The organism is Treponema putidum (assembly GCF_000755145.1).
In the GTDB taxonomy this organism is placed as follows: Bacteria; Spirochaetota; Spirochaetia; order Treponematales; family Treponemataceae; genus Treponema_B; species Treponema_B putidum.
Genome location: NZ_CP009228.1, coordinates 958,889 through 985,322, shown reverse-complemented (window position 1 = coordinate 985,322; position 26,434 = coordinate 958,889). Strand labels below are relative to the sequence as shown.

Genomic DNA, 26,434 nt, shown 5'->3' with positions numbered 1-26,434 from the left:
GATGTAGATATTATTTTTCCAAGTACCCTAAAGAAATCAATCTTTGATTAAGGCTTGAAAAGAGCATAATTCTATCGCCTTCAATATCGAATTTTATTTTTTCGCCTATCTTATATGTTATATTTAAAAACACAACACCCGTTAAAAGGAAGTTTCCCACTTTAATTTTGACGGTAGTTTCCATACCTGTGGGCATCGAGCTGTATATAGAACCTGTCAGTTTTCCGTTTTCGTGTATTTTGATAAACTCAGGTCGGACTCCGATGATAAAATCTTTTTCAGTCGGTACCGGCGAATTTAAATCAAACTCCGCTTCATCGGCCTTTGCGATGTGATACTTAAAAGGCAAAATCTTATTTTCCTTTTCTGCATTTTTTGTGCGTTCGGCTTCTTCTTCTCTTTGTTTTTTAATTTCAGCCTCTGTTTTCAAAAGCCATTCTTTATAATCGATTTTCTGAGCGGGTTTAAACTTAAATTTCAAGCCTTCTAAACAGCTTAAATTAAAATCTCCGTCTGCAGAAGTTTCGCCCGCAGCTTCTATAAAATTTATCGAAGGATTTCCTATAAAGTCTGCGGTAAATAAGTTTACCGGTTTTTCATAGATATCCAAGGGAGCATCATATTGCTGCAAAAGACCGTTATCCATCAAGCATATCTTTGTTGCCAGAGTCATAGCCTCCAGCTGATCATGGGTAACATAGATAAATGTCGATTTTGTATCCAAATGGAGGCGCTGCAATTCGCTCCGCATTTCAAGCCGGAGTTTTGCGTCAAGGTTTGAAAGGGGCTCATCCATAAAAAGCACCTTGGGCCCGGGAGCTAAGGTTCGAGCAATAGCAACCCTTTGCTGCTGTCCGCCTGAAAGCTCATTGGGATACCGATCCATAAACATTCCGATTTTTACGATGCGGGAAACACGGCGGACTATTAAGTCTATTTCTTCGTTTTCGAGCTTGCGTATTTTTTTTATAACTTCACCTTTTTCATCTACAAGTTCGTAGTTATCATTTACCGAAAACCCGTTTTTCTTGTGCTTCTCTAAAAGAGATGCCCTCTTTTCATCCAAACCGGAAATTATTGCCTTTACTTTTTCTTCACGATTTTCAGTTTTTTCAAGCCCGTAAGACAAAATCGTTTTTGCCGTATATTCCGAAATAATAAAGTTGTCTATTAACTTTATCAAGGCTGTTTTTTCATCAAGTCTATTACCTTTTTTCTTATCCTTAGTCTGTGAGTCGATAATAATTTCCACAGCTTTTCCACATTCATTTAAAATCTTTTTTAAGTCATCTATTCTTTTAATTTCAAAATCGCAGAGAGGCATGAGCTCTTTGATGTTTTTTAAGCCGAAACTTATGTTTTCATAAACGGTCATATTCGGCCAAAGAGCATAGTTTTGAAACAAAAAGCCGACCTTCCTTTTGTTTGCAGGAATATTTATACCTTGCTCGCTGTCAAAAACCGTTTCCCCGTCGATGATTATCTTTCCGCTTGTCGGAGTTTCAAGGCCGGCAATCATTCTAAGCGTTGTCGTTTTGCCGCAGCCTGAAGGCCCCAGCAGGGTTATAAACGAATTATTTTCTATGGTTAAATTTAAATTATCCGTTCCGTAAAATTTTCCCCATCTTTTGGTAAGGTTTTGTAAAATTATCTCAGGCATTATTGACCTCCTACACCCGTATCGATTCCGGCCTTTGTAAGCTTGTTTAATCCGAAATTTACGGCCAAAATAAATATAATTAAAATTAAGTTGATTGCACTCGAAAAGGCGTATAAGCCCATTTCGTCATAATAGTCAAGCATGGTTGTGCTTATCTTGGATTGACTGCACAAGAGCATAAATAAGGTTAATTCCCGAACGCAGGTTATAAAGGGCAAAAGATAACCGCTTAAAATTGCCGTCTTTTGAATGGGAATTATTATCCTTGTCATACGCTTATGCCAGGGCGTATCCTGTATCAAGGCCGACTCTTCTATTTCATTGCTGATTTGAAGCATCGAGTTAAGAGAGCTTCTCGACGAAAAAGGAATATACTTAATTGTTCCGACTATTATTAAAAGTAAAAATGTATCATAGATTCCCAGCATAGACCCGAAGATAAAAAAGGCTATACCTACTGCAAGCGAAGGCAAAAGGTAGGGCAAAAAAGCTATGTCGTTTACGTAATTTGCAAACTTGTTTCTTCTGTGCTTGCTTACCGAATAACCTATCAAAAGCCCTATCGTTCCTGCAAGAAAGGCGCAGAAAAAGGCAACAATCATAGTTCCTTTAAAACTCATCCAAAAGGCACGGTTATATAAGATACCGAATTGTCCGTACATACCGACATCTTCTGCCGAGTGATGAGTCCACCATTTTAAGGTTAGGTTTGCAAAATTACCCGTCCTAAAAAAGCTGTAGTCTCCGGGGTTGGGCAAAAAGGTTTCAAAGGCAAAGGAAATAACGGGATATATTCCGGTAAATAAGGTAAAGATAATTAAAATTGCAGGAATTAAATATTGTCCGATTTTTCCTACATTTACCTTGCTTACCTGTCCGCTTTTTCCGGTAATTGTCGTATAATTTTTTCGGGATTTCATGCTGAGCCTGTTTGTAATCAGAATTAAAATTCCGAAGAGCATCATCACTACGCCGATAATACTGGCCTGCCCCGTTCTTACAACCTTTAAGTCTATATATTTGGTGGAAAGGGTTGTCAGTTTTAAATAGTGTGGAACCGGATAGCTACCCATAGCGCTGCCGAAAACGAGCAAGATGGTCGATAGGATGGCAGGTCTTAATAATGGAAGGGTTACTTTGCGGAAAATCTTTGATTTTGAGGTATTTAAAATCAAGGCAGCTTCTTCCAAATTGGAATCCATATTTTTAAATATGCCGCCTATTAAAATATATGCAAAGGCTGCATAGTGCAAGGATAGAACAACAATTGCTGGGAATAGGCCTTCAGCCCACCATGCAGGCATTGTAATTCTGAAAAGGTCTGCAAGAATTCCGTTAGAGCCTCCCGTAACAGCAGTACTCTTAAATAAGTTCATCCAAGTAAGAGCCAATGTCCACTGAGGCATTATATACGGAAAAATAAAAACGACATTAAGATATTTTTTGCATTTTATATTTGTGCGTGTAATCAAATATGCAAAAACACCGCCTATTAAGATGGCCCCTATACAGCTGAATATCGCAAGCAGCAGAGTGTTTGTAAGCGGACTCCAAAAATTCCTCGACGAAAGAGAGCCGGTAAAAATATCTTTCCAATTAAAAACGGTAAAACCGTCAGGCCCATGCATAGCATCTATGGTACCGGGATGAACCGTAACCGTGTCCAAAAGAATAGTTACTATCGGAGCTATAGTCGTAACAGAGAGCACAACACCGAATATAAGCAATATCAGGTTTTGAGGTTTTCTAAAAAAATCCTTACTTTGATTTAAAAAAACCGGAATTGTCTTAGCCAAAATCTCCTCCACACATTAACTTCCTTACAATTATACTATAACTCTAGCTTTTACGCAATATTCTTCTAAAAATAAAGCCTCTAAAAACCTGACATAGTTTTTAGAGGCTTAATAAATTCAGATTAATTTTTTAATAATCTTTTAGTTTCGTAAGGAGCTGATCCATTCACCTACGGTAAAGGTTACACTTGCACAGTATACGGGCTCTTCGACAATTAAGCCGCCTTTTCCTTCACCTGTCCACCAGTCATAGCCTCTATCGTTTTTAGCGGGGAATTTATTTATTTTTTTTGTTTCGCCGTTTACCTCTTCATCAACATATCCGTCCATGCTGTGATCTTGATTGATAGCAGGATTGGAGCTGTATCCGCCCATATCCTTTCCCCAAGGATGGAAACCTTCCTTTGTAGTTACCATGTAAGCGATAAAGGCACATGCCGTCCAAGGGAGAGGAGCATTGTTTAGAACCTGCAAATAGTGCTTATATGCATAGCCTCCGAAGCCGATATATCCGTCCTGATAAGCAGCAACGGTAATATTGTTTACAGAAGATTCGTCTGTTTCCTTTATAGAACGTAATTTGGAATAAACCAATAAACCTGTTTGATCTTTAGAAGATTTTTTTACCAAGTCTACGCTGATGGGGCCGTCATCGGTTTTCATGTTAAACTGAGAAACAAATAGTTTGATCCATGCGAGGGCATATTTTCCGTTTTCGTTTAAGCCGAGCTCTTTAGCCGTTTTTTCCAAGCCGTCTACAATAGGCTTAAAATAAGATTTATCGGCTTCAGGCAAAGCATCATAAGCGGCTTTTACAACCTTTGAATACTTTTCATGAGTAAGCATGAGCAAAAAGTTTTTTCCGATAGGTTCGGATTCCAAGCCCATAAACAGCGGACTTTGACCTTCTTTTATAAAATCCCAGACATTTAAAAACTTGTTTGAAGCTTCGACATTATTGTACATAAAAACTTTGCTCAAAGTTTGCAAGGCCAAGGGATTTCCGTTTTCTTTCATATCTGTACCCGCAGATTCCTTCCACTCTTTAGGAACAAAATTATGTAAGATGCCCGTATCAATCATCTTAGCCTTAATCTGTGCTCCATCCTGAATAAGAGTCATAGAAAATTCGGGATTAACGTTTTTATTATCGTTTGTAAGCTGATCAAAAATAGTATTGTTCTTAGGCTGAGACCAATCTATTTTTCCGGTATAGTCGGGATATTTTGCCTTCATTGCCTCAACAAAGGTCTCTCCCGCAGTCTTACCTCGGCTTGAGTTACCCAAACCTTTTAGAACCTTTCCGTTTGATTCTTGATAAGCCTTTTCGAAAAGCTGATCAAGGGTCATACCTTCGGCTTCCTTTATTACTTTAAGAACAGCATTGTTCTTTTCCGATTTGCCGCCGCAGCTTGATATTGCAATCAATAATACGGCAATTGATAATACTGAAATAATTTTTTTCATATAAAATCTCCCTATTCCCATTATTATATTATAGATTCTTTAAATACACAATAGCCGCTTTGATAATTAAAAAATTTAATATGCGATACCTAGTTTATTTACAAAAAAAGATATATAATATTCTTAAATTTAAAGGAGATTTAGCGTGTTTTTTGACAATTACCCTATAAAACTTTCAGATACGACAAAGCCGTTTTTTTTAAAAGGGCTAAAAACCGCTCCGGCTATTTTACTTATTCACGGCTACACGGGCTCTCCGCGTGAGATGATTTGGCTGGGACGGCAGCTAAATGAAGCCGGCTACAATGTCTACATACCAAGACTTCCGGGGCATGGTACAAATAAAGACGATCTTTTAAGCTCGAGCTGGAAAGATTGGCTTAGGAAGGTATGCGATGAATATATAGATATTTGTGCAATGTATGAAAGAGTATTTGTCGGAGGTCTTTCAATGGGGGGAATATTAACCTCTCTGATAGCAGCCCGCTTTAATCCTGAAAAAATATTCTTATGCGCTCCGGCTTTTATTGCAACAGATAACCGGATAAAACTCACTCCTTTTTTAAAATTTTTTGTCAAAAAGATATCGACCGTCAAAAAAACTTATGAAACAGACCCCGAGTATGGAAGGGCGATGGCAGACTATAACGGCGTAGAATATTTAGAAAAAACGGCAGACCTGTATAAACTTCAAAAATTAGCTATAAAAAATATGATTTTTATTAAATCCCAAACTCTTACAATTTTATCAAAAGCAGACAATTTAGTCCCATTTAGAGTAAAAAACCTCATAGATAAGAATTTAAGAACTCAAAATGAGTATCTTATACTCGAAAAAAGCAGCCATGTAGTTACAAATGATGTTGAAAAGGAACTTGTAGCAAAAAGAATTATAGAATTTTTGAAGGATTAAACTTTTTAACATAAATTACCGATAATATTTTAGGAATATTGTATATTTTATATGATTTTTTTAAAAAAGAGTGATATACTTATACTAACGGATACAAGGAAGTATTAATGAGAGACTTTGATTACTATAAAAAGCAGCCCAAATCTGATACTCATAATCATCTGAATTTGAGTATGAATTATTCAGACTATAAAAAATGGGCAGGTTTTGAAATTCCCAATTTTCCTCGAAAGATGAACGGTCTTGATGAGATGCATGAAATAATAGGACAATATACCCGTCCTGCATGTACTACAGCACAAAACGTTATAGACCTCATCGAAATGTCCATAAAAAGTGCAGTTGAAGACAATGTTGTGCATATTGAAGGATCCGTCGACATAGGCTTTATAAAACAATTTAATGAAGACTTAGAGGCCTTTTTATCGGCTGTAGAAAAGATTGTAAAAAAATATAAAAATAAAATCAAAATAATCCCCGAATTAGGAATATCAAAGACTATAGATCAAAGTTTTTTAAAACAATGGGTAGAACCCATGATGTCATCAAAAGTTTTTAAAAATATAGACCTTTACGGCCCTGAAGTTTCCGAAGGTATTGAACAGTGCGTGTATATATTTAGATTGGCCGAAAAATACGGTTTAAAGAAAAAAGCTCACGTCGGAGAATTCTCGGATGCGGCTTCGGTAAAGTATTTTGTTGAAATGTTTGCTTTAGACGAGGTTCAGCATGGAATAGGAGCGGCTCAAAACGATAAGGTCTTACAGTTTTTAGCCGACAGAAAGATAAGATGCAATGTTTGTCCCCAAAGCAATGTGATGTTAGGTGCCGTCAAAAACCTAAAATCCCATCCATTGCGTAAAATGTTGGATGCAGGGGTTCCTATAAGCATAGGAACCGATGATATTCTCTTTTTCGGAAAGACAAACAGCGAGCAATTTTATGACCTTGTTAAAGAAAATGTAATAACCGAAAAAGAGGCCGATATGCTGATGGCCGTTAGATAATTTAAAATAATCCTAATACCATTTCGCCGAATACATCGTAGAATAATTTTGCAAACAATAAAATTATAACCGCAATCATAAGAGGCCTGATAAATGCAGCACCTTTCTTTAAAGCAAATCCCGCACCTAAGTAATTTCCGATAATACCGCAAACTGCAGCAGGAATAGCAATCGAAAAAATAACCTTATTATTCAGAAGAACGGCTGTCAGCGAAGCATAGTTTGAAGCAAGGTTTAAAAGTTTAGCATTCCCCGATGCCGTTTTTAGGTCATACTTCATCCACGCAGAATAGGCAATAATTGCAATGGTACCCGTTCCCGGCCCTATAAGCCCGTCATAAAAACCTACACAAGCACCTATAAAGGCAGCCAAAGCAAAAGCTTTTTTTTTAGGAATTTCTTTTGATTTGTTTTCATTGCCGAAATTCCGTTTTATCAAAAGAATCAAAGCTATTGCCGGAAGCATTAAAATCATAGCTTTTTTTAAAAAAACTTGATCTATTCTCAAGGCAATTTTCATGCCTAGATAGGAAGAAATAAAAGAAAATAAGGCAGAAACTAAGGCTATACGCCACTCAAGGGCTCCATTTTTAAAAAACCGGAGGGTTGAAAAAGTTGTACCGAACGCAGCTGAAAACTTATTGCATCCTATGGCCGTATGAGTCGGAAGTCCTACAAAAAAATAAGCCGGAAGAGAAATTAAACCGCCCCCTCCTGCCGCAGAATCTACAAAACCTGCAAGAAAGACACAAAAACATAAAAATATCATTGCCTGTAAAGATACATACATAAATTATTCTCCTTCATAATTAATTTAGATTTACATGTGTTTCTGTCTTATCCTCGCGATGCAAAAACATAAAAAGGGCTACTGCAAAAATTATTGCAAACCCCAAAAGGCTCCACCGATCGGGAAGTTCTCCTAAAAAAGCAAATCCGAAAATTGCAGAAAAAACTATTTGTGTATAATCATAGACTGAGATCGAACCTGCCGGAGCATGGGCATAAGCTGCGGTTACACAAAACTGACCACCTGTCCCAAAAAGACCAGCAATTAAGAGCATAATGATTTGATAAAGGCTCATCGGATGATAAAAAATAATAAAGACAGGAAACAGCATTAAAATCGAAAAAAATGAAAAGAAAAATACGATAAGAGGCCCCTTTTCACCTTTAAGAGAAAGACAGCGGACGCAAGTATAGGCAGCTCCTGCCATCATTCCTCCAAAAGCCCCTATAAGAGCTGCAATCACATGGCCTGTATCTGCAAAGGCCGGTTTTATTATAAGAAGACTTGCCGAAAAAGCCGTGATTACCGCAAGGATTTGATACAGCTTTATTTTTTCCTTTAAAAATAAAAAAGAAAACAGAATGGCAAAAAAAGGTGCCAGTTTTGCAAGAATAGAAGCGTCCGCAAGAAGCATGTGCTCTATCGCATAAAAGTTTCCGACAATTCCCATAGTGCCGAAAATTGCCCTCATAAAAAAGAAGGGCAGGTTTTTTTTATTCAAATGAAATTTTTCCTTTGAATTTATAAGCACGGTAAAGGATACAACAGCCGCTATTAGATTTCTAAAAAAAGCCTTTTGCATTGAGGGCAAACTACCGGCGAGCTTTGCCGACAAATTCATTGATGCAAAGCAAAGCGCCGACAGAATTAAAAACATAATACCTTTTTGTTTAGATGTTAATTTCATTTTTTTAACTCCTAAATAATTTTTATAATCTTACATATCCCCAATATCATACCTGCTCATACCTTCATATTCATAAGACGCCTGTATACCCCTCATATAAATTTCCCTATTTTGAATATCATCGATCAGAGCAGATTCCAATAAAACCTTAATTTCCAGACTGTTTATCGGAGAGCGCTCCATCGCACTTAAATAAGAAAACTTATCGATTTTTGCCCAATCAACACAGCGTCCCAGACGGTGTTTTAAAAAAGCATCCAGCCATATCCTCATACTTCTTCCATTACCTTCTCTAAAAGGATGAGCTACATTCATTTCTACATATTTATCCACAATTTCGTCAAAGGTTTCCGACTTCATCTTATCGATTATTTTAAGGTTTTCAGCCAAAAATAAAATCGGAGCAAAGCGGAAATTCCCCTTTGAAATATTTACCTTTCTAATTTCTCCCGCAAAATCAAAAATATCTTGAAACAGATACCTATGTATTTCCTGCAAGCCCTTAAAGGTTCCAACTTCAATATTGTCAATTAAATTTTTATCCCAGAGTTCGAGAGCCCGCATCTTTGTCAATTTTTCTTCATCTTTCATGGCTCATCTCCTTTGTAAGTTTTTTTAACTCCCGATCAAAGTCCGATTCTATTTTTTGTGTTTTATTGAATATATCATATTCCGATTCGGCTTTTTGTGAATTTACACGGTAGCCGACCGAGATGATTGCATCTAAATTGAAAAATTCAGTATCTCGTTTTATATTCCGATTCCCTTCTTTTTCAACTATTTCCAAAATGGAAATAGTTGAAAAACTGTCCAGCTCTCCCTCATCAAAGATATTTTTTAAATGTTTGGATATGGCTGGAATTCCCACACCAAAAAGTTCAGCCATGGCTTTTTGGGTAAGCCAAATGGTTTCATCTTTTACAACAACATTAACCGATACATTTTCCTCTTTTGAGGTGTACATTAAAAACGAAAGTTCTTTTAGTTCATTCATAGCTCAACCCTCCTCATAGATTTTTGTTCAACCATAGAATGGTCTCATCAAGCATTTGAATACTTATATAATGATTCATTCTTTCGACACTCATAAGTCTTAAAAGATCCTTGTTTTTATAAAGCGGAAGGGTTGAATCGTAAAATTGTTTTTGGATTTTATAAGAAACTAGGGAGTCCTTTATTCCGTGTAGTAAGAAAAGAGGACGGTTTAGGAGCTTGCCGATGTTTTGTGCGGGGTCGGCTTTTTTTGTTGCCTCATCAAATTCGATATGGGCTTCATCATATTCTTTTTCGATTTGAAGGATTGCATTTTGCCAATCGCAGGCACCGTTAAAAACGACCGCAGTTTTTACGCTTGGATTATGGGTAAAGATTCCTGCCGTAGTAAAGCCGCCCATAGAATGCCCTAAAACGGCAATCTTGTTTTTATCGGCATTACAATTTTTAACGGCATAATCTTTTAGTGTAGAAAACTCGGCAAGATTTTGCATAATTGTAGGCAAAAAAAATTCGTTTAAAGCTTCATCATAGTCTTCAAACTTATTTCTTTCGCCATGATGGACTGCATCGGGTAAGATTACCTGATAACCCAAAGTAGAAAAAACATAGCCCATCAGCTTTTGCTTATTTTTTTCTGAAGACCAGCCGTGATAATAAAATACGGTAGGAAAAGGCCGAACAAAGCTGCTTGTTTCCGAAGGATAAAAACGCAAGCAAGGTATACCCTCAATTTCTACACGCTCTTCGATTATGTTTTGATTTTTGTATTTACCCATAGATTTGCCCCTTTTATCCTGTCATCCCCTTATTCCGAAAAAATAGAATCTTGAATCAACTTTATTTTTGAAATATGAGCAACGGAAATTTTTAACTTGTCCTTAAGATTTTCACATGTAAGGATAAGAACTGCATCTTTTTCTTGTTTTAAAATTTCTTCAGGAACTCCGCTTATCTTTTCCGTTCCTTTTTCAGTGTTTATCTCTATTTCAAGGAGGTGTTTTCCTAAGATTGCCTGCTCTGCTATTTTTTGTTTTCCTAAAAAATCAAGACCGGAAGCTTCTTTTTTTGTAAATTTAAAAACACCTTCTTTAAGCTGCTCCTCAGTAATTATAGCTTTACGGTTTATGCGGCTGCTTATAGCCTTAACATCTTCCTTTGTTAATTCCAAATCGTTTAGTACCGCATTTAATTGTAATAAAGTTTTTGAGTATTTATTTTTCCTTTCTTTTTGCTGCTTTATCCAATCAAGTTTTTTTGTATAATCTTTTTCTTTTTGAGAAAATAAATTCAAGCTTTGAAAATTTCTTACGGAAGGAGATTGAAGAGGCTTATTTTTATAAAAGATAAATTCCAAACCGCTTTTATAAACGGCCTGCTCAAAATCTTTTAAATCTTGAACATTTAAAAGATAAACTCCCTCCGCTATTTTTTTACGGACAAGTTTTTTTAAAGGAGTATCAAGTTCAAAAAACTTCTCCTTTTCCTTTTTTACACAAACGGCAAAACCGCTGTATAATTCCAATGAAGTAAAATTTTTATACCACTCATTTATTGAAACTCTTATATTTTGAGGTATCTCATGCCCTGCTGCATCCGATAAGATTTTATATATATTTTCAGAAGTTAATTCCGACTGAAAAATTTTGGAACAAGCTTTTTTTGTGATTTCGAATTTTCCTGTCGTTTGAATTAAAACAGGCTCCATACACTCCGCTGCAGGCAGAAGATTTTTTAGATTACTATCGGGTAAGACCGTAACTTCAAATGACGGGTCAATTAAAAGAGGCTTTTGAGGTTCTTCCGCATTTTTAAATAATTCGGGATTCAAGTAAACCAAATTTTTCTCTCTGCATAAAATTCCGAACAGTTCTGCGGTTTCAATAAAGTTTGTATGTAAAATATTCTCGTTTCCAATTTCATTTTGTACTGCCGAAGAAAAATTTTGCATGTATAAAAGAAGAAAAAATTGTTCTACATCTTCTTCTTCATAATATGCATCGGGATAAAAACCATTTAAAAATTCAAAAAGAGTTATAACAAGTTTTTGTAAATTTTCTTTCCTCATTTTGAATAAGGACGCTGCCGTAAAATATACCAAACGTTCAAGTTTGCTTAATTGCGAAAAGGCCTCCCACTTTGATTTTTGAACTGCAAATCCGTTTTCGGTTCTAAAAATAAATCCTAAAGATTCGCATGCCGAAAAAATAGAATAAACGTACTTTGTTTTTTCCGAAAGCCAAGGAAAAATTTCTTTGATTAAATCTTCGTATTTTTTTTTAAAAGAACCGTTATTTTTTAAAACGGCTTCGTTGTGAACACAAAAGGAATAAAGGCCGGCAAGAGCCGTATCGTTTATATTTATTTCTTTCGATTTTACCTGCCCTATTTTTTCCGGCATAAAAAAAAGATTCTTTGATAAAAAGGGCTCTATAATTTTTTTTAAAATAGGATTAATTTTGTATGCTTTATCTCCGTTATTTTTTTGAACTCGATACAAGAGAAGACGTTCTTCCGCATTTAAAAGTTTTCCGGACAATTCGGAATACGATATTTTTTTTGAAAAAAATACAGACAGCATTGCCTGCGTGGGATTGGGAATTTCGTTCACGGCTTTTAAAATCAATATATCGCAAGAATCTAAACTTTCTGCAATTCTTTCTTGTATTGCCGGTTTTTGTAGAAAAGCACTAAGTTGCTCTGCAAGTCTTTGCTTATTAAAGGGGGTTTTAATTTTTCCCAAATACAACTGTATTAAATCAAAAAAAAGATTGTCGGGCAATTTTACAAAATTTTCACGCCATTCGGCAACATCTTTGGGATCCATCTTTTACCTCCTCTTATCTAAAACTTTTTAGCGAAAGAGTATTTTATCACATAAGATGAAAAAATAAAAGTAGGAGAAGGCTAAATCCAGGGCTTACGCATAAATCTCTTAATATGACAAAGTATGCGGCAATATTATAGGATAAATCTTTACTCCCTTATCTGCAGCAAGTTTATCAACATCTTCTTTTGTTACCTTGCCTCGAGGTCTGGGGTGGGGAGGAGCATCTCCTATAAGAATAAGTTTTTTATCCACATCTGCATCTAAAGCACGCCATGACTGGCGAAGTCCTAAGAAGATACCCTCATATACGGCTTCAGGAATATCCCTTCCTCCGAAAACTCTAAACCCGTATAGGGCCTTTTCAAATTTTTTTAAGTTATCGGTAAAAACACAGGCTTCCCGCACTAAAAAGTCTTCACGGTAATCCTTGTATAAAACCAAAGCTATTCTATAAGTTTGATATTGGGGGAGAATCTCGGCAAGCATTGAGCTGATATTTTTACGCACTTCTTCAATATCATCCTTCATGCTTTCAGTGGAATCCAAAGCAAAGAGTAAATCAAGGTGATTCTTTTCTCCCTTTTTTAAAATTTGTTTTATTGTTGGAAGAATATCCTCAGGCCCCTTTGCATAGATCATTTCTCCTTCGGTTGTATCGGCTAAGTCCGTAAAAGTTTTGACGGCCTCATCACTGTAAGAAATATCCGGAGGCGGATCTTTTTCAATAGGTTTTTGGGTTACCCTCAAGGTAAAAGGATTATCCTGAAAATTTCCCGTATAATCTCCATAAGGCTTTGAAAAAGTACGTATATTAAAAAAGGTTCCGTCTTTTACTTCGACTTCACCGCTTCGAGACCAATCATATCCGTATAAAACTATATAGGGAATCCAAATATGATAGGCCTCCCCCAGAGGCGTATTTTTTTCGGGGGTAGAATCTATAAGGCTATAAAGTTTTTTTTCGGGCAGCAGAAATTCACCGTTTAAAAGTCTTTTTTCATCTCCATTTATTTCATTATAATTAGGATCACGGTAGGCATAGTTATCAAGTTTTAAATCGGGATCCTTTGTCGTCTCGGTTAAAAGGACACTTTTTATATCTGGTTTGGCTTTTATATATAAATGGTAGCCGCCCTTAGGGTTTTGTATAACAAGCAAATCTTCTCTTGAAAGGCTTAAGTCTTCAGCTTCAAGGAAAATAGAAAGAAGGCCGGTAATAATAATCAATAAAAACTTACTTTTTTTCATATATTAATTATCGGATAAAATTATTATTTTGTAAATAGAAATATTTATGCAAAAATATCTTAAAGCTCTTCCTTTCTCCAATCTCCGATAGTCCGCTCCTCTTCATCAAAGCTCGAACCTATAAGGATTATCTTTTTACCCATAGTCTTAAATTGATCCGCATAGCCCTTCTCTTTTATTTGAGCTATCGCATCTTCGGCACTGCCTGCACTCATTAACTTAAACTCAAAGATGTAGATAGAATCCTTTGTTTGCACTATACAGTCAGCCCTGCCCTTTAAACAGTATATTTCAGTCTGCACAAATTGTCCCATTAATTTAAAGATTAAGTAAACGGCAGTCTGATAGTTTTGCTCCCTAAGTTTAAGCTTATCCTTAGGTAAGTTATCATAAGGTACCCCAGCTATTATCGCCTGCATCCTCTCCATAAACTCATCTACCTTTCCCGCCCTTACATCTTCTACAAACTCCCATATCGAAACCCCTGTCTCATCAGGCCTAAGTGAACAATAGGCCGGCAAAAGATTTTCTAAAAAACCATACCTCACCTCATCATTAGGAAAACCTAACCTATATAGATTACCTTCTTCTATGTATTCTTTTATCGTTAAATATCCCGATTGAAAAAGTATCGGCAAAGGATTTTTTGCATCTGCTCTATATAGTTCTATACCTGCTTCATTTAATTCTACATTACCGTCTAAGTTAGGTACATTATAATGAGCATCTTTTAAGTAATTTACTAAAAAAGTCGGTGTTCCCGTGGCAAACCAATAGTTTTTTAATTCTCCCGCATTAAGTGTGCTTAAGATACTAAAAGGATTATAGACGGATTCCCCTAAAACACTGAACTTATATCCGTCATACCTCTTTTTTAGCTCTTCAATCATTTTATCATAGCTATTCTTGGTGTTACCTGCTAACCTTTCTATTTCAGGCTTAAAGGTGTTTTCTATCTCGCTTTGAGTTAGACCGCAGACTTCGGCATAGTCATTCAGCATACTTATATCTTGCAGATTATTTAAATCGCTGAAGATGCTTACCTTACTGAACTTTGTTACACCGGTCAAAAAGGCAAATCGGATATATTGGTCGCAAGTTTTTATCACCGAATAAAAGGCCTTGAGGGTGTTACGGTATTCTTCGTTTAGTGCTTCGTTTACTCCCATAGTCTGTAACAGGGGCTTATCATATTCGTCTACAAGGATGACGGCTTGCTTGCCCGTTTTTTGATAAGCCCTCTGAATTATACCTGCAAAGCGTTGAGCGGGTTCTTTTTCTTGTTTATGAGAACCATATATTTCTTCAAATTGACTTAAGGCAAGGTTTAAATGATTTTTTAAAGAATGAGGTTCATCATATCTGCCTATGTTAAAATCCAAGTAAAAGACAGGATATTCCATCCAAGCATCCGTCTTTTCTATTTCGGCTCTTTTTTCTTCAGCTTTTTCAATATATAAACCCCTAAAAAGCTCCTTTTGGCCTAAAAAGTAGGCTTTGAGCGTCGAAAGAAAGAGGCTTTTACCGAACCTGCGAGGACGGCTTAAAAAGTATACCTTACCTAAGGCGGCCAGCTTAAAGGCATATAGAGTTTTATCTACATATAAAAAATTTTTTCTGCGTAAATCTTCAAAACTTTGTATCCCTATCGGTATTTTTCTTGATAAATCAAAATCCATTTTAAACCTCCTAAAAAATTATATCATAAAAAAAGAGGTTTATCAATGTTTAGATTAACTCTTAAAAAGACCTGCCAACTCTTCATTGGTCAATTTTGAAATCCACGTTTCACCTGCAGAAATGCTCATACCGCTTATTTCCCGTTTTTTTTGAATCATCTCATCAATTTTTTCTTCAAAGGTACCGGAGCAAATAAGGCGGTGAACAAAGACGTTTTTTGTCTGTCCTATTCTAAAGGCCCTGTCCGTAGCCTGATCTTCAACTGAGGGATTATACCAAAGGTCAAAATGGATTACCCTATTAGCTGCCGTCAAGTTAAGTCCCGTACCTCCTGCTTTAAGCGAAATTAAAAAGATGCGGTAAGCGGGATCCGTTTGAAAAACATCTACAGCCTTTTTTCTTTTTGAGGCGGGCATTTGACCGTGAAGTAAAAGAGGTTCGGTTCCCAATTCTTTTTGAATGATGTTTTTTAAAATGTCGAGGGTGCCTACATATTGGCTGAAAATAATTGCCTTTTCTCCCGAAGAAATTATTTCGTTTAAAAGCTCGATGAGTACAGCGGCCTTGCCTGAGTATTTCATTTCGACAGGAGTTTCCTTGTCATAGGCTCTCGGATGATTGCATACCTGTTTTAAGGCCGTTAAAAGTTTTAGAACATAGGCCTGCCTCTCAATCTTAGTTTCGGCTCCCATTACCTTGTGCAATTCCGTTTCTACAAGGTTTTCATAAATTGCCAACTGCTCAGGTGTCAGATTGCAATATTGATTTGTAATTATCTTATCCGGCAAATCCGAGATAACCTTGGGATCGGTCTTTAGACGGCGGAGCAAAAAGGGTGAAGTAATTTTTTTTAGATCATCCGCTTCGGTTTCCGAATTATGAAGCTCAATCGGAATACGCCATTTTTTTCTAAACTCGTCGGCTGTGCCTAAATAGCCGGGAAGAAAAAAATCGAATATGGAACGTATATCTTCAAGATTGTTTTCGACGGGGGTTCCGGTAAGAGCAATCCTTCCCCTTGCCTGAATTGCCTTTACTGCATGAGCCTTTTTTGTTCCGGAATTTTTTATAGCCTGAGCTTCATCTAAAATAATGCAAAAAACTTTTTTGTCCTTTAATTTTTCTATATCTTTTTGCATAGTTTGATATGTGCTTATTATTACATCTGCTTCGGTATTGAACTTACGCCCTGCCCCATGATAAACGGCGGTTTTAAGAGAAGGAGCGAATTTTGCTATTTCGTGTTCCCAGTTTGAAAGAAGGCTTGCAGGGGCTATAACCAAAAAAGGTTCTTCTGCCTCTTTTGAATTTTTAAAGGCAAGCATTAGACTTATAATCTGCACGGTTTTTCCCAAACCCATATCGTCGGCTAAAAGACAGCCGAATCCGCTTTTGATGTTTGCATAAAGCCAACGGTAACCCTTTTCTTGATAAGGCCTTAATTCCGCATTTAGGTTTTTAGGAACGGGAACATCTTCTTGTCTAAAAATACAGTCGATAATTTCTGAGGCAGTTTTGGAACATACTGCATTTCCCGAAAGAACCGCTTGTAAGGCTTCCTTTGTATCTGCGGGTTTTTCAAAAGCCTTTAACATCTTAGCAACTTCTTCGGGATCAAGCAAAAGGAATTGATCGTTAAATTTTACCAAACCGGATTTATTTAAAAAGAGCTTTTTAAATTCGTCTATATCAATTACAGTGTCTCCGAGCATCAATGCCCTGTCATAGGAAAGAACATCATCAAGGTTTAAAAAAGAAACGACGTTTCCTGCTCCCTTTACGGATTTTACGCTTATGACAGGTTTGGGAATCAAAATGTTTTTTAGGCTTTTGGGTAAAACTATGTCGATGCCGAAACGCTGTAAAAGCTTTGCCGACTTTTGTAAAAAAAGCCCCGTTTCTTCCCGCGAAAGCATCACATTTTTTTTAATTGCAAGAATCGAAAGAGCCGGTAAGTAGGCTGAAAGGGTTGCAGGAAACCGCAAAATATCGTCGGGGTTTTTACTCCTCTTTGCCGCAATATTTAATTCGGCAAAGGGTGCCTCTGCTTCAAGAGCAAAGGAGTCATCACCTGCCTCTATTTGCTTTTCTTTAGCCTTACGGACAAGGGCGGAAAGCAAAAAGAATTCGTCGTCTTTTAAGGCATCCAAAGTTAAACGGTATTCATATCCGCAATTACTGTAATTTAAAACCGAAAGCCAAGAATAGATTACCGTATCCAAATTCCGCTTGCCGGGAATACTTATATCGATTTCTTCGTTTAAAAAAAAGAGGTTATCTATTTCTTTGTCTTTAGTATAGGACTTGTCGGGGAAAAATTTTAAGGATACAGCATATTCGGTTAAAAGGGCTGTAAGTAAAAGTTCTGCACAATAGAGCCTTCCCCATTTTTCAACCGGAACAAAAAACTCCTTTGTTAGGGAGGCTGCAAATTTAAGAATGTCGGCCTTTATTTCCGAAGATGCCGAAAGGCTTTTCCAGAAGATAAAAAGTCTTTTGTTTTCGGTAAAGACGGCTGGTATAAAGGCTGAACTTTGAATCAGTTTTCCTGCAAGGGCAAAGAGAGAAAAAAGAATTTTAACCGAAGGGCTCATCTCATTTAAGCTGCTTCTTGTTTTATAAAAACTTTGAGCTTGTAAAAGAGTTTGATTTATTTCGCTGGTTTCGCCTAGTTTTATACTTACCGTTAAAGGGCTTTTAGGTTCAAGGGGAAAGGTTCTTTTTTGTTTTCGGATATTGTCGATGTTTATTTTTACCCTTGCAAACAAAAAAGGGTTTACCGATTTTTCCTCCTGTTTTTCGTTTTGCTTTTCTTGCCGGTAAAAATTAAGCCCGTAATTTAAAACAGCCTTGTGATAAAATTCCGTCAGCTTTATTATAAAATCGCTTGATGTAAAATTTGGTTCAGGAGGAAGAATATTTGTTATCAGCGGAAGATAGGATTCTCCAAGGGAAAACTTTAAAGGGCTCTGTAATTCACAAGAATTATGAGCGGCCCCATTGACTGATGAGTCTGAAGATAAGTCTGCTGCTTCATTTAAGGTTTCATTTTTACGAAGACTCAACGGAACGGGCTGCTCTTGGAGGAGCCCAAGTTTTTGTATTCCACCTTTCTCGAAGACTTCGGTTTCCGGTACATTTATAGAATCAATGTCAAAGCCCGCAAGTTTAAACAAGAGGCGCGGGTCATGGTCTATTTCTTTGGCAAGTAAAAAAAGAACGGCCGCCATGTGCTTGCAAGGGTCTCCCGAATCGGGGCAGGTGCAGTCCCTTTCGATTAAATTCCAGCGGGCAGGAATGAGCCTTACCTTTTTTTTCTTTAAGGCTTCGATGAGGGCCGGGCTCATAATTCCCGCTCTAAGGCCCGCAAGTTCAATCGGATGTTTTTCTAAGATTGAGCGGATTGCGATTTCATTTGTTTTTGAAAGAGGCGGAAACTTAAAATACACATGGTACCAAGGAGAATAGTTTCCCTTAACTTTTGCCCCCGCCGTTTGCCCGCTTATCACAAGAGAATTTACCTTACCTGTGTTTGCGTAAGTTTTCCCCCTAGATAATCTGCCTGAATCATCGTAGGCTTTTAGCATCTCCAAAAACCATGCACCCCAAGGTGTCGTCCCGTAACTTTGCCGTGCCATACTGAGGAGTATAGCAGAAAAAAACAGGATTTACAATTCGTTTTATAAATCCTGTTTTAGAAAGAAGTCTTATTCTCCAGCTTTCGGATCCGGACCGAAATCATTATCTCCTTTTGTTCCTTCAGTTGCCATTAAAACAATCATCCATATGTTGACAAATTTTCTCATTTAGTGTAAAAATTTACGTTTTAGGAGATTACCATGGTTATAGATCCTCTCATTTTAGCGGCCGTTTTATTCGGACTGACCTATGTTTTAATGATTGCCCTGACAAACCACAGACCTATAGTTGCCTGTTCATCAGCCCTAATTTTCATAATTTTAGGAATATTGCCTTATAATGAAGTCTTTTTTGCCATTGACTGGAATGTTATTTTAATGATAGCTGGAACAATGGGCTTGGTCGCCCTCTTTACCGAATCTAAAATGCCCCAACGCATTGCAGATAAGATTATAAACAATGTACCCGATGTAAAATGGATTATAGTATGCCTATCCCTCTTTGCCGGTTTTATTTCGGCCTTTATGGATAATGTTGCCACAGTTCTAATGCTGGCACCCATTGCAGTTGTCTTATCAAAAAAGCTCAACATGTCGCCGGTTAAATCCATAATTGCTATTTCGATTTCAGCCAACCTTCAAGGAGCGGCTACCTTGGTGGGCGACACAACCTCAATTCTTTTGGGAAGTCATTTGAATATGAGCTTTTTCGACTTTTTCTGGTACTTGGGAAAACCCTCTCTTTTCTTTACTGTTGAAATCTCAGCAGTTGCAGCTACAGGGATTATCTATTTTATTTTTCGCAAAGCAAATGAAAAACCGGACAAGGTTGAACTTACCAAAGTCACCGATTACTTTCCGTCAATCTTACTTATTGTAATGGTAATACTTATGATAGGCGCCTCATTTTTACCGGAAGACAAAAAACCTCAAACAATAAACGGGCTAATTTGTACAGGCCTTATGATTGTAGGAATTCTTTACAACATCATAAGAACAAAAAAGCTAGATATTTTAAAGGTTGTAAAAAAAGAACTCAGTTTTGAAACCCTCTTTTTACTGATGGGGCTTTTTACGGTTATTGCAGCAGTTACAAGGGCAGGAGTTATACAGGCTATAGCAGACTGGTTTTTAACCCTCGGCTCAAATGTATTTTTAATTTATACAATAATAGTTTGGGGTTCGGTTTTAATTTCGGCATTTGTAGATAATATTCCATATGTTGCTGCAATGATTCCTATCATACAAATACTTTCAGAAGGGCTTAATATAGCTTCACCTATTTTGTTTTTCGGACTTCTTTCAGGTGCAACGCTTGGCGGAAACATCACGCCCATCGGAGCTTCTGCAAATATTACCTCTCTCGGTATTTTAAGGAATGAAGGCTATCAGGTAAAAAACAGTGAATTTATGAAGATGAGCGTTCCTTACACCCTTATTGCGGTTATAATAGGTTATATTCTTATTTGGCTTTGTTATGGCGTGTAATTGTATCTTTAACAAAAAACCGGTATAATAAAGATATAGCGAATTTGCTTAATTTTTCTGGAGGGAAATATGAAAAAAGGTTATGTTCAAGTTTATACCGGAGACGGTAAAGGAAAAACGACAGCGGCCTTTGGGCTTGCTCTTAGAGCCGTTTGTGCCGGATACAAGGTTTATATAGGCCAATTCTTAAAGGGAATGAATTACAGCGAGCTAAAAGCTCCCGAGTACCTGCCCAATCTTACAATAGAACAATATGGAGAAGCCCACTTTGTTCATAATGATCCTACGGAAAAGGATATTCAAAGAGCAAATGAAGGCTTGGATAAGATTGAAAAGATAATTATGTCGGGCGAGTACGATGTTGTAATTATGGAAGAAGTCAATGTTGCCCTTTTATACGGCCTTTTTGATATTGAACGCATCCTGCATATTATCAAAAACAAGCCTGAATCCGTAGAACTCGTCCTAACCGGCCGTTACGCAAATAAAAAAATAATTGAAGCGGCCGACCTTGTAACCGAAATGAAGATGATAAAACACTATTTTAATGACGGTGTACAGGCAAGGCGGGGTATAGAATCTTAAAAAGCTGATGGAGATGGGGGGAATTGAACCCCCGTCCCGAAAAGGGAATCAGAAGCGTCTACAGGCTTATCGGTGCGAGGTAGTTGTCGGGATCCGGTAGCAGCACCGAAAGCGTCGAATCCTTAGTGTAAAAAAAGTCCCCTTTAGCGTTTACACACCGCTAAAAAGCAAGCCCCGATTGGCGTCGGAATCATGCCCCGCTCGGAGCAGTGCAAAGCAGATTCCGCGATTATGCAGCTAAGGCGTAATCGAAACTGTCGTTATTTTCGGCAGTTATAGTGTTTGCCGAATCAGGAGATCGGCACTCCGCCTGCAGCTTAAGCCTCCGTCTTTCCGGTCGAAACCGGAACATCCCCAAGCTGTGAATAAATTACTATATTTATATTAAAAAGTCAAGAATACAGAAAACTAAAATCGAAAAATTATACTATAAAATTTTTTTTACTCCCTTTTGTAAGAGGGAGGCAAGTAAGACGGCTATTCCCGTCCATGCAAAGATAGAGGCGGTTTCAATCTGAATCTTAGCCGTTTGAAAAGCAGAGCCTATGCCGTATTTCGGCTGACTCAAGACCTCGGCCATTATAACAACCTTTACGGCAAAGCCAGTACTTAAAATGTACCCGTTTTTTAAAAAAGGTCTTATGCAGGGAAGGTATAAACTTTTTAATCTTCTACCGAAAGGGACATTAAAATCGTAAGACATTTCTATCAGACCTTTATCTATGTTTTTTACTCCGTCTACAATATTTCTATACAGAAGAGGAAGAACAATCAAGCTTGTTACAAAGATGGGAGTCATATTCGATTTAAACCAAATTAAGGCTAAAAGCAAAACGGATATTGTAGGGCTGGATTTTAAAATATTTTCGGGAGCCGATAAAAAATCTTCAACATTTTTATTTAAACCGGAAGCTATACCTAAAAGAAAGGCAATAAAGGAATCTATAGCCAATGTTATAAAAATCCTGATAAGACTGCTTAAAATAAAAACATAAGTTTCCGGAGTTTTTATAATAACAAAAAGAGCTGATAATATTTCTTTTATAGGGGGAATAATAAGCGGAGCTTTTAAGCCTTGGGCAAATATTTCCCAAAGGATAAGGCAAAAAAAAGCCCCGCCTATTTTAAACTTATTTTGCTTTATAGTAGAAAGCATCATCAGGCAAACTTCCGCCTATAAATTTAGGATCGGCTTCAGCCAAAACCTTCAAATAAGCTTCTACAGCAGGTCTTGCTTTTCCGGCCTCAACAAAAACTATGTTCAGCTTAGGAATAGCCTTGGATAAAATGGGCGGCGGAGGCAATGCAGCAATTTTGGAAGCGTACTCGGCAGCCTTTTGAGGATTTTCCTTTACCCATTCGGAAGACTCTTTAGCCTTATCTAAAAAAGCACTTACATATTCGGGATATTTTTGTAAAAATTCGGCGTTTACAATTAAAGAAGCTTGAGGATAAGATGCTCCTTCAAAAGCTTTTTTCCATTCTTCCTGAATATCAACAACAATCTTAGTATTGGGCCTTTTTGTCATAATCATGCTGAGAGAAGGTTCTGCAGCAAGGGCATACTTCGCTTTCCCGCTTATAAAAGCAGAGGGAATATCCCCGGCAGCACTTAAATACTCAAAACTCACATCCTTATCAGGATCAATACCGTTCTTCTTAAGCACTTCGCGGGCTGTCAAATCGGGGGTATTATTTCTTCCAAAAGAATAAATAGTTTTGCCCTTTAAGTCCGCTATCGAAGAAACAGGCTCCGAACTTATAAAATAAAGATTTCCCCAAACAATGGGAGCCAACAATTTTATATTTTTCTGTTTGGAATATAAAACCGATGCAAGATTGGTAGGCACGGCTGCAATATCGGCCTCCCCGGATAAAATCCTCGCTTGTAAAAGCTCCGGACCTGAAACAACTTCATATTCCGTTTCAGAATTATCAAACTGTGTTTTTTCATACACAAGTTTTGAAAGAGCTGCAGCAGGAGCTCCTGCGGGTAATACAACCTTAACTTTAAAGCTGTCATTTGCGGATTTTTCCTTGGTTCCGCCTGCAAATAGTAAGCTAAGACCAACAAATAAGAAAAAGAAACTCGAATATATTTTTTTCACACTTTCCTCCAATACCGATTTTCCGGCCCGATAAGAATACTATAAATAATCTTTTTAAGTCAAGAGATTAACTTAGCTTAACATAAATTAAACCTGCCTATTTACCCAAAACACTTAAAGCTATTTTATCGTCAGGGTTTATTTCTAAAACGGTTCTAAAAAAGGCTTCGGCTTCTTCTTGTTTTCCCTGTTTTAGGGCAAGGGTGCCGAGATTGGAAATAATTTTTATGTTCTCGGAATCTAAACTCAAAGCATTTATAAGATATTTTTCAGCTTCATCAAAAAGTTTTAACTCCATAGAACAAATTGCAAGCTCATTATAGACATCGGAAAGAGGTGTTTTATCGGAAATTTTTGAATGTTCCAATAATTCAATAGCTTTTAAAAAAGAAGATCGGGCATCGTCCCATCGGCTCATCCGTCTTAAAGCCCAGCCCAGCAAAAACCACGCATTCCAAACCTTAGGATTTTTTCTCAAAAAAAGCTTTATACTTTCTGCGGCTTTTTCTTCTTCACCTAAATCAATATATTCATAGGCTTTTTGGAAAAGCTCATCGTCAAGAGCTTGTTCCGAAATAGTTTGAAGCAACTCGGAAGCCTTAGCTTTTCGGAATTCGGCTGTTTCTGAAGAATCATTTTCTATTTCCAAATACGTTTTTAAAAGGGATTTGGCTTTTATATAATTTTTCTGCTTTATAAAAAAATATGCAGCATTAAAAAAAACGCCCGGCAATGGAGGCTCAAAAAGTATAAGCTCTGAATAAAGCTCTTCGGCTCTTTTATTAAAGTTCAAAGCATCTTCAAAAAGTTCTCTCATCTCATAAAATTGAGAACGCTCTTCCATCAAAAGAGCAAGGTTTAATTTGGTTATACCGTCATCCGGATTTAAACCTTCAAGAGAAAGTAAAATCTCTTCAGCCATATCAAAATCATTATTTTTAATTTTGATTATTGCAGCCTGAGTCATTTCTTTGCGGATATCGGGGCGGAGTAAATTGAATATTTTTCGGTAATATTCGATATTAGGATTTTCCCTATCATAAGCAAAAACTGTTAACATTCCGGCAAGAATCATTTCGGATTTAATATCTTCAATGTTGAAATTTTCTTTTTGATCAGGCTCCGGTAATCCGATAGGAAGAGGAATCAAAGGTTCAAGACCTTCAAAAATTTTACCGGCTTGTTCAGCCGATATTTGTACATACAAAAGCGAATCAATAGGATTATTCATTTTTCTAAAGGATGTTCCGGTACAACGTCTTCATGAGGCGGTTCTAAGGGAGCCGCATTGTTACTTGCAGGCGGAGAAATAGGCGGAACAGATGAAGCAGGAGCAACATCTTCTAAAAAGTCATCCCCAAAACCGTCGGAATGAGATTTACGAACAACAGAAAAATGTTTGTTCAGATACATCTTATACATCATCGGAATATTTTGCGGATAATAATTGACTGCAAGAGCAACTAAATCCTTTCTTCCTTCTACCGGTTCGGTTCTTACTATCCGTCCCTTTATACCGAATACGGAACGCGGGTCATCAAACGCAAAGCGGAGAGTTACTTCCTTATTCATTAAAAAGTTAGCAACACCTACAAGAAGGATTTTTGCCCCTGAAAAAGAGAGATCCCGAATAATACAGCGTCTGGGAATAGCATCTACATACACAACCGTTCCTTTTTCCACAAGACCTATTCTCCTGCTTATCTCCGGAGTAATAGCAACCCTCTCATTTTGGCGTTTTTGTGAATTGATATTAGCTTCAAGTAAGATGCCTAATTTTTCTATTAAATCATCCGGAGCTCTTTGAGTATATTCAAAGGTTATTAAGACAAGTTCATGGCTCCCTGTTTCATAAGAAGAGATGCCGACCAACTTAGCGGCAACAAAAAAAGACAGGGATTCTTTTCCTTCCGTATCAAAAAAAGCAAATCTTATATTTACGGATGTTATTCCGCTCCTCAACTTATCTATAAAACCGCTTTTTTTACCGCAAATTATTTTTGCCTTTGTCATAGAAGCCGAATTAATAATGCATGGCCATTGTCCGCCGGAACAGCGTACAAAAACCTGCTTAGGGTCAAAATTAAGAGTAGAAACGACTTCTTTTGAGAAAGTTACATCTATATCTTTGTATAAATTGTAATATCTGTTTAACTGCTGACTTACTGCAAAGGCCATGAATATATGATAATAGTTATTGGCCAAAAGGTCAATAAGGCTAAAATAAAAAACCCGGGAACACTACGGCACAAAAAGAATTAATCTACCGCTGCTTCCTTCCGGATCTGACGGGGTTCGAAAAACCTTTTTTGCATAGGTCCCGGGACGGAGAGAGAGGGATTCGAACCCTCGGTACCATCTCTGGCACACACGACTTCCAATCGTGTACCTTCGACCACTCGGACATCTCTCCAAAATTAAGGAATGCGTTTACAGTTAAATCTTTTCTCCGTCATAAAACGGAGAGAGGGGGATTCGAACCCCCGGTACCTTGCGGTACAACGGTTTTCGAGACCGCCCGATTCGACCGCTCTCGCATCTCTCCAAAATAAAAAAGCCGGTTGAAAATACAAATATCTTTTCCGCCGGCTATTAACGAGGCTAGGCGGGTTCGAACTGCCGACCTTCAGATCCGCAATCTGACGCTCTATCCAGCTGAGCTATAGCCTCAAAAATTATTCGGAGTAGGGGGGATTCGAACCCCCGGTACCCGTAAGGGTACAACTCCTTAGCAGGGAGCCCGATTCGACCGCTCTCGCACCACTCCAGAGTTCATACATGACCAACAGGTCAAGATATAAAAATTTACAATCGAATTTATACAATCATAAATTTTCACGGAGCGAGAGGGATTCGAACCCCCGGTACCTCTCAGCACAACGGTTTTCAAGACCGCCGCCTTCAACCGCTCGGCCATCGCTCCAAAATGCAGGGTTCATATTACCCTAAAAAACGGTTTTTTGTCAATAGGTTTATGACACCCGCATCACTCTTTTTTAGATAGTCCTTCTTTTCACAGTATCATTATTTTAGATTTATACTTACCTATATAATTAGAATGTAAAAATGTTTCACGTGAAACATTTTTACATTCTTGTATCAGATAGGACTTTATGATAAGATAATGCCGGAGTATTTTATGAATATAGTATCAAAAGAACAAGCTGCCGCAATTTGTATTGAACATGGTCTTATTTCAGGTTTTTTCTCAAAACCGGTAAAAAAGGATTCCTCGATTCAAAAAATAAAATTGCGAAAAATTCTTTTAAAAAAATCAAGAACAATATCAACTTGAATGCTTTGACGGCACAAAAGTTTTTCATA

At 37.3% G+C, this 26,434-nt stretch carries 21 protein-coding genes, 5 tRNA genes and 2 other RNA genes; 5 read left to right on the top strand and 23 right to left on the bottom strand.

Features of this window, described 5'->3' with window-relative positions:
* Positions 1-10: 10 nt before the first annotated feature.
* The 3 genes from JO40_RS04410 to JO40_RS04400 all read right to left on the bottom strand — a co-directional run bounded on the left by JO40_RS04410 (position 11) and on the right by JO40_RS04400 (position 4,923).
* Positions 11-1,660: an ABC transporter ATP-binding protein gene (locus tag JO40_RS04410; RefSeq protein ID WP_044978276.1), complete on the bottom strand. Its 1,650-nt coding sequence runs from the start codon at positions 1,658-1,660 to the stop codon at positions 11-13.
* Entirely contained in the window at positions 1,660-3,468 is a 1,809-nt protein-coding gene (locus JO40_RS04405) for an ABC transporter permease (RefSeq protein ID WP_044978274.1), read from the bottom strand. Before JO40_RS04405 ends, JO40_RS04410 begins: the two co-directional genes overlap by 1 nt.
* Before the next feature lie 129 nt (positions 3,469-3,597).
* Positions 3,598-4,923: a hypothetical protein gene (locus JO40_RS04400; RefSeq protein ID WP_044978272.1), complete on the bottom strand. Its 1,326-nt coding sequence runs from the start codon at positions 4,921-4,923 to the stop codon at positions 3,598-3,600.
* Between the two features lie 145 nt (positions 4,924-5,068).
* Between JO40_RS04400 and JO40_RS04395 the strand changes: the two genes are divergently transcribed.
* Both JO40_RS04395 and JO40_RS04390 read left to right on the top strand, forming a co-directional pair.
* Positions 5,069-5,836, top strand: coding sequence for an alpha/beta hydrolase (locus tag JO40_RS04395; RefSeq protein WP_044978270.1), 768 nt, complete (start codon positions 5,069-5,071; stop codon positions 5,834-5,836).
* A 107-nt stretch (positions 5,837-5,943) separates the two neighbouring features.
* On the top strand, positions 5,944-6,843 hold the full coding sequence (locus tag JO40_RS04390) for an adenosine deaminase (RefSeq protein WP_044978268.1): 900 nt from the start codon (positions 5,944-5,946) through the stop codon (positions 6,841-6,843).
* A gap of 1 nt (position 6,844) precedes the next feature.
* Here the strand turns inward: JO40_RS04390 and JO40_RS04385 are convergent, their stop codons facing one another.
* The 9 genes from JO40_RS04385 to JO40_RS04345 all read right to left on the bottom strand — a co-directional run bounded on the left by JO40_RS04385 (position 6,845) and on the right by JO40_RS04345 (position 18,929).
* A complete protein-coding gene (locus tag JO40_RS04385) occupies positions 6,845-7,633 on the bottom strand; it encodes a sulfite exporter TauE/SafE family protein (RefSeq protein WP_044978266.1) in 789 nt (262 codons plus the stop codon).
* Positions 7,634-7,652: 19 nt separating this feature from the next.
* Entirely contained in the window at positions 7,653-8,540 is an 888-nt protein-coding gene (locus JO40_RS04380; protein ID WP_044978264.1) for a DMT family transporter, read from the bottom strand.
* Positions 8,541-8,570: 30 nt separating this feature from the next.
* Positions 8,571-9,131, bottom strand: coding sequence for a protein adenylyltransferase Fic (gene fic, locus JO40_RS04375; protein WP_044978262.1), 561 nt, complete (start codon positions 9,129-9,131; stop codon positions 8,571-8,573).
* A complete protein-coding gene (gene rhuM, locus JO40_RS04370) occupies positions 9,121-9,534 on the bottom strand; it encodes a RhuM family protein (protein WP_044978259.1) in 414 nt (137 codons plus the stop codon). Before rhuM ends, fic begins: the two co-directional genes overlap by 11 nt.
* Before the next feature lie 13 nt (positions 9,535-9,547).
* Positions 9,548-10,312, bottom strand: coding sequence for an alpha/beta hydrolase family protein (locus tag JO40_RS04365; protein WP_044978257.1), 765 nt, complete (start codon positions 10,310-10,312; stop codon positions 9,548-9,550).
* A 29-nt stretch (positions 10,313-10,341) separates the two neighbouring features.
* The gene (locus JO40_RS04360) at positions 10,342-12,360 is read right to left on the bottom strand and encodes a helicase (protein WP_044978256.1); all 2,019 of its coding nucleotides are present in this window, start codon (positions 12,358-12,360) and stop codon (positions 10,342-10,344) included.
* A gap of 108 nt (positions 12,361-12,468) precedes the next feature.
* The gene (locus JO40_RS04355) at positions 12,469-13,611 is read right to left on the bottom strand and encodes a vWA domain-containing protein (RefSeq protein WP_044978255.1); all 1,143 of its coding nucleotides are present in this window, start codon (positions 13,609-13,611) and stop codon (positions 12,469-12,471) included.
* Positions 13,612-13,670: 59 nt separating this feature from the next.
* Positions 13,671-15,290: an ATP-binding protein gene (locus tag JO40_RS04350; protein WP_044978254.1), complete on the bottom strand. Its 1,620-nt coding sequence runs from the start codon at positions 15,288-15,290 to the stop codon at positions 13,671-13,673.
* A gap of 54 nt (positions 15,291-15,344) precedes the next feature.
* Positions 15,345-18,929, bottom strand: coding sequence for a DEAD/DEAH box helicase (locus JO40_RS04345; protein WP_044978251.1), 3,585 nt, complete (start codon positions 18,927-18,929; stop codon positions 15,345-15,347).
* Positions 18,930-19,130: 201 nt separating this feature from the next.
* Here JO40_RS04345 and JO40_RS04340 point away from each other — a divergent pair, with 201 nt between their 5' ends.
* Both JO40_RS04340 and cobO read left to right on the top strand, forming a co-directional pair.
* Positions 19,131-20,417 carry an ArsB/NhaD family transporter gene (locus JO40_RS04340; protein ID WP_044978249.1) on the top strand — a complete coding sequence of 429 codons (1,287 nt, stop codon included), beginning with the start codon at positions 19,131-19,133 and terminating at the stop codon, positions 20,415-20,417.
* Between the two features lie 69 nt (positions 20,418-20,486).
* Positions 20,487-21,002, top strand: coding sequence for a cob(I)yrinic acid a,c-diamide adenosyltransferase (cobO, locus tag JO40_RS04335; RefSeq protein ID WP_002666509.1), 516 nt, complete (start codon positions 20,487-20,489; stop codon positions 21,000-21,002).
* A gap of 5 nt (positions 21,003-21,007) precedes the next feature.
* On the opposite strand, the gene ssrA is transcribed toward cobO, so the two are convergent.
* The 11 genes from ssrA to JO40_RS04300 form a co-directional block, all read right to left on the bottom strand.
* Positions 21,008-21,358, bottom strand: a transfer-messenger RNA (tmRNA) gene (ssrA, locus tag JO40_RS13080).
* A 71-nt stretch (positions 21,359-21,429) separates the two neighbouring features.
* A complete protein-coding gene (locus JO40_RS04330) occupies positions 21,430-22,161 on the bottom strand; it encodes an ABC transporter permease (RefSeq protein WP_044978247.1) in 732 nt (243 codons plus the stop codon).
* The gene (locus JO40_RS04325; RefSeq protein WP_044978245.1) at positions 22,133-23,110 is read right to left on the bottom strand and encodes an ABC transporter substrate-binding protein; all 978 of its coding nucleotides are present in this window, start codon (positions 23,108-23,110) and stop codon (positions 22,133-22,135) included. Before JO40_RS04325 ends, JO40_RS04330 begins: the two co-directional genes overlap by 29 nt.
* A 97-nt stretch (positions 23,111-23,207) precedes the next feature.
* Positions 23,208-24,341 (bottom strand): tetratricopeptide repeat protein, encoded by a 1,134-nt coding sequence (locus JO40_RS04320; RefSeq protein ID WP_044978243.1) that lies wholly within the window; start codon positions 24,339-24,341, stop codon positions 23,208-23,210.
* The gene (locus JO40_RS04315; protein ID WP_044978241.1) at positions 24,338-25,288 is read right to left on the bottom strand and encodes a cyclic di-GMP binding protein; all 951 of its coding nucleotides are present in this window, start codon (positions 25,286-25,288) and stop codon (positions 24,338-24,340) included. The genes JO40_RS04320 and JO40_RS04315 overlap by 4 nt, the downstream gene beginning before the upstream one ends.
* Before the next feature lie 49 nt (positions 25,289-25,337).
* Positions 25,338-25,436, bottom strand: an RNA gene (gene ffs, locus JO40_RS13075) — signal recognition particle sRNA small type.
* Positions 25,437-25,523, bottom strand: a tRNA-Ser gene (locus tag JO40_RS04310). It lies immediately after the preceding RNA gene.
* Between the two features lie 47 nt (positions 25,524-25,570).
* Positions 25,571-25,655 (bottom strand) — tRNA-Ser (locus JO40_RS13805).
* 51 nt (positions 25,656-25,706) lie between these two features.
* Positions 25,707-25,780 (bottom strand) — tRNA-Arg (locus JO40_RS04305).
* A gap of 10 nt (positions 25,781-25,790) precedes the next feature.
* Positions 25,791-25,877, bottom strand: a tRNA-Ser gene (locus tag JO40_RS13800).
* 71 nt (positions 25,878-25,948) lie between these two features.
* Positions 25,949-26,033 (bottom strand) — tRNA-Ser (locus JO40_RS04300).
* Between the two features lie 216 nt (positions 26,034-26,249).
* Between JO40_RS04300 and JO40_RS14460 the strand changes: the two genes are divergently transcribed.
* Positions 26,250-26,405 (top strand): hypothetical protein, encoded by a 156-nt coding sequence (locus tag JO40_RS14460; RefSeq protein ID WP_245609004.1) that lies wholly within the window; start codon positions 26,250-26,252, stop codon positions 26,403-26,405.
* Positions 26,406-26,434: the final 29 nt, after the last annotated feature.